Annotated in this window: 4 protein-coding genes; 3 read left to right on the top strand and 1 reads right to left on the bottom strand. The window is 68.0% G+C overall.

Translation table 11 applies throughout. From position 1 onward, the window contains the following. Positions 1-339 (top strand): hypothetical protein (locus tag ACZ3HV_RS21295; protein WP_465686707.1); only part of this gene is annotated, 339 nt, incomplete at its 5' end. Between the two features lie 28 nt (positions 340-367). Here the strand turns inward: ACZ3HV_RS21295 and ACZ3HV_RS21290 are convergent. Further along, positions 368-1,117, bottom strand: coding sequence for an alpha/beta hydrolase family protein (locus ACZ3HV_RS21290; protein ID WP_465686706.1), 750 nt, complete (start codon positions 1,115-1,117; stop codon positions 368-370). A gap of 226 nt (positions 1,118-1,343) precedes the next feature. Between ACZ3HV_RS21290 and ACZ3HV_RS21285 the strand changes: the two genes are divergently transcribed. Beyond that, positions 1,344-2,279, top strand: a complete 936-nt coding sequence (locus ACZ3HV_RS21285; RefSeq protein ID WP_465686705.1) for a serine hydrolase domain-containing protein — start codon at positions 1,344-1,346, stop codon at positions 2,277-2,279. 101 nt (positions 2,280-2,380) lie between these two features. Next, positions 2,381-3,247, top strand: coding sequence for a peptidylprolyl isomerase (locus ACZ3HV_RS21280; RefSeq protein ID WP_465686704.1), 867 nt, complete (start codon positions 2,381-2,383; stop codon positions 3,245-3,247). The last annotated feature ends 120 nt before the right edge of the window (positions 3,248-3,367 follow it).

Here is a 3,367-nt window from a genome sequence, read left to right as displayed (position 1 = left end):
GGGGCTCGCCGACTGCTGTCCGGGCTGGTCGGGGCTCGCCGACTGCTGTCCGGGCTGGTCGGGGCTCGCCGACTGCTGTCCGGGCTGGTCGGGGCTCGCCGACTGCTGTCCGGGCTGGTCGGGGCTTGCCAGCTGTTTCGGGCTGGTGGGTGTGGCTTGCCGGCTGTTGTCGGAGGTGCGGCTTGGCGGCTGTTATCGGGGGGATGCGCCGGCGGGCTGCTGCGGTTTGTGGCCGTGCTGCGATCGGCACGGGTGCACTCGCGGCAGCAGGCCCGCCTGCTCAGGTGGATCGCCGGGGGCGACGGCGGGAGGTCAGGTCGGCGGCGCCGGTGGTGCTAGGTCGGCGGTGCCGGTGGTGCTGGGTCGGTCATGCTTCGGACTGGGTGAAGTGGCGGTGGAAGAAAGGGACTGAGTCTTCTACTTCGAACCAGGGGACCTGGTGGTGGGTGCCTGGGTTGGCGTGCAGGGTCTTGTCCTTTGAGGCGAAGGCGTCGTAGAGGTCGAGGCCGGACTGGCGGTCGATCTCGTCGTCGTCCCACGGGAGCAGGAACTGGATCGGGATGGTGATCTGGCGCGCGGCCTCGGTGAGGGCGTCGTACACGAAGACTCCGCCGAAGACGGCGGCGGTGATGCGGGGGTCGATGGCTGTCAGTTCGAGGCCGATGGCGCTGGCGAGCGTCATGCCGGTGTAGCCGATCGGCGCCGCCGTACCGATCTCGGGGAGTGCTTGGAGGGCGTCCATGGTTGCCTGCCATTCCGGCACGGCACGTTCTGTCAGGGAACTGTTGTAGTCGATGATGATCGGGCCGAGCGGCTCGCCGGTGGCCCGGGCGTTGAGGAGGGCGGCAACCCATTGCTCGTCCTGTGGCGTGCGGGGCCGGTCGCCATGGCCGGGCGCGTCGATGGCGGCGGCGGTGAAGCCGCAGGTGGTGACGTAGTGACGGGCACGGGCGACGAGGCCTGGTGCCAGCTTGTGCAGGCCACCGGGGTGGCCCATCAGGACCAGGGGCGCGCCATCCGCGCCTGACTCGGGCGACCACAGGACGCCGGTGATCTCGCCCAGCGTGAAGTTGCGTTCGACGACACCGTTCGACGATGTCTCTGCGATGAAGTGCATGGGTAGTGCCTTTCGGGAGTGCCTTGTCATGGAGGCGCTCCCGGCGACACCTAGGTCAGTCGCCGCGCCGTGATGAACAAGGAAGCGCCCACAGCGGAATCGTGTTCATCGGGCACCACCTCCTCGAGTCACATCACGGACTCCCCGGACCTTAGCAACCTGAGGGCCACCACGCCCACCCCTTTTCCACCCACCCTTGAACAAAGTTCAGGCACCCTCTTGCACAGTGTTCAATTGGCGGGCTAATCTCCTCCTGAACTTAGTTCAAGTCGAGAAGGAGCGAGGACGATGGGCCGGGGAACGCGGCAACAACCCCGGCGGCGGCGCGGTCTCGACCGTCGGCGATTTGTTGCGGTGGGCAAGGTTCCATCTCGGAACGGGCGACGGGCTGTTGCCGGCCGAGGCGCTGCACGGGATGCGCGACGAGACGATCACGCTGCGGGCCAGCACGATGGGTGACGGGTTCGGCATCTGCTGGTTCCTGCGTGCGGTCGACGGGGTGCGGATGATCGGGCACGGTGGTTCGGGCAACGGGCAGTACGCCGAGCTGCTCGTCGTACCCGATCGGGACTTCGCGGTCGTGTCGCTGACCAACGCCGGGCCGGACGGTTACACCTTCAACCAGGCCGTTGTGCGGTGGGTCCTGGAGAACCACCTCGGCCTGGTCGAGCACGAGCCGGAGCCGATCGCGTACGACGAGACGCGGGCGCGCGAGGTGGTCGGGCGGTACGAGAACGACGCGATGAACCTGGACGTCGCCAGCGACGGCACACAGGTCACGCTCGCGGTCGAGATCAAGCCCGAGCTCCGCGAGGCCTCGGACGTCGAGATGCCGCCGGACCTGGCAGCGGCCGCCATCGGCTTCCTCCCCGACGACGAGTACATCGTGACCGCCGGCGGCCTGGCCGGCCAACGCGGCTACTTCAGCCGCACCCCCGAAGACAGCACGTCCGAAGGCAGCACCCCCGACGGCAGCACCCCCGACGGCAGCACCCCCGACGACAGCACCCCCGAAGACAGCACCCCCGAAGACAGCACCCCCGAAGACAGCACCCCCGACGGCAGCACCCCCGACGGCAGCACCCCTGACGGCAGCACCCCTGACGGTCCCATCACCGGTATCGACCTGGCCGGCCGGCTCTTCACTCGCACCTCCAGCTAGCTGTGTGCAGCGCCGGTGACCTGATCTCGGCTGGATTAACAGACAGTTCTCAGGTTGACGCTGTAGGTTCCCTGCAGACATTCCGGTGAGGAGGGTTCTGCATGTCCAAGAAGACCCATCAGCAGCAGCTGGCGCAGCGGAAGGCCAAGCGGCAGGCCGAGCGGGACGCTGCGCGACGACGGCAGCGGCGGAACGTGGCGGTCACCGTCACGGCGATCGCGGCGGTGGTTGTGGTCGTGGTCGGGGTCTTCGTGGTGTTCGGGGTCGGCGGTGGCGACGACAGCCCGGCGGCGGCGCCGACCGAGCTGCCCTCGTCGGCGGGGCCGGACAACAAGGCGACGAACATCCCGACCGCGCTGGCGGCGCCGCTGAAGCGGCCGACGCCGCTGCCGGCCGAGGTGAGCTGCGCGTACAAGAAGGGCACCGAGGCGGCGAGCAAGAAGGTGAATCCGCCGGCCGACGGGAAGGTCAAGGCATCGGGTACGTCGAAGGTCAGCCTGAACACGTCGATCGGCGACCTGCAGCTCACGCTGGACAGCGCGCTGGCGCCATGCACGGTGAACAACTTCCTCAGCCTGGTCGGGCAGAAGTTCTACGACAACACCAAGTGCCACCGGATGACCGTCGGTGAAGGTCTCCAGGTTCTGCAGTGCGGTGACCCGAGTGGCACTGGTGGCGGTGGACCGGGGTACAGCTTTGCGGACGAGGTGTACCCGACGCTGAAGTACGGTCGTGGCGTGCTGGCGATGGCGAACTCGGGGGCGAACACCAACGGGAGTCAGTTCTTCATCGTGTACGGCGATGCGTCCGGGCTCGGGCCGCAGTACACGGCGTTCGGCACGGTGGACGAGGCCGGTCTGAAGCTCATCGACCAGGTCGCGAAGACCGGTGTGACGCCGCAGAACGCTCCCACGGACGGCACCCCGATCACCCCAGTAGAAATCAAGACAGCAACCGCCGCAGCCTGATCAAAAGCAACCGCGGCGCCCATCCCCCCTGCGGGGAGGGGGGTGGGGGTTTTTTCCTCCCCCCCTTTTTCTTCCTCACCCCCAAGGAGGGGGGGTGGGTGGGGGAGGAGGAAAACGTTG

The sequence above is a fragment of the Kribbella sp. NPDC020701 genome (assembly GCF_055562215.1).
This window is presented reverse-complemented; position numbering and strand designations above follow the sequence as displayed.

Excerpts from the sequence above, each read along its gene's own strand:
- ACZ3HV_RS21290 (WP_465686706.1), bottom strand. The coding sequence starts at position 1,117 with ATGCACTTCATCGCAGAGACATCGTCGAACGGTGTCGTCGAACGCAAC.
- ACZ3HV_RS21280 (WP_465686704.1), top strand. The coding sequence starts at position 2,381 with ATGTCCAAGAAGACCCATCAGCAGCAGCTGGCGCAGCGGAAGGCCAAG.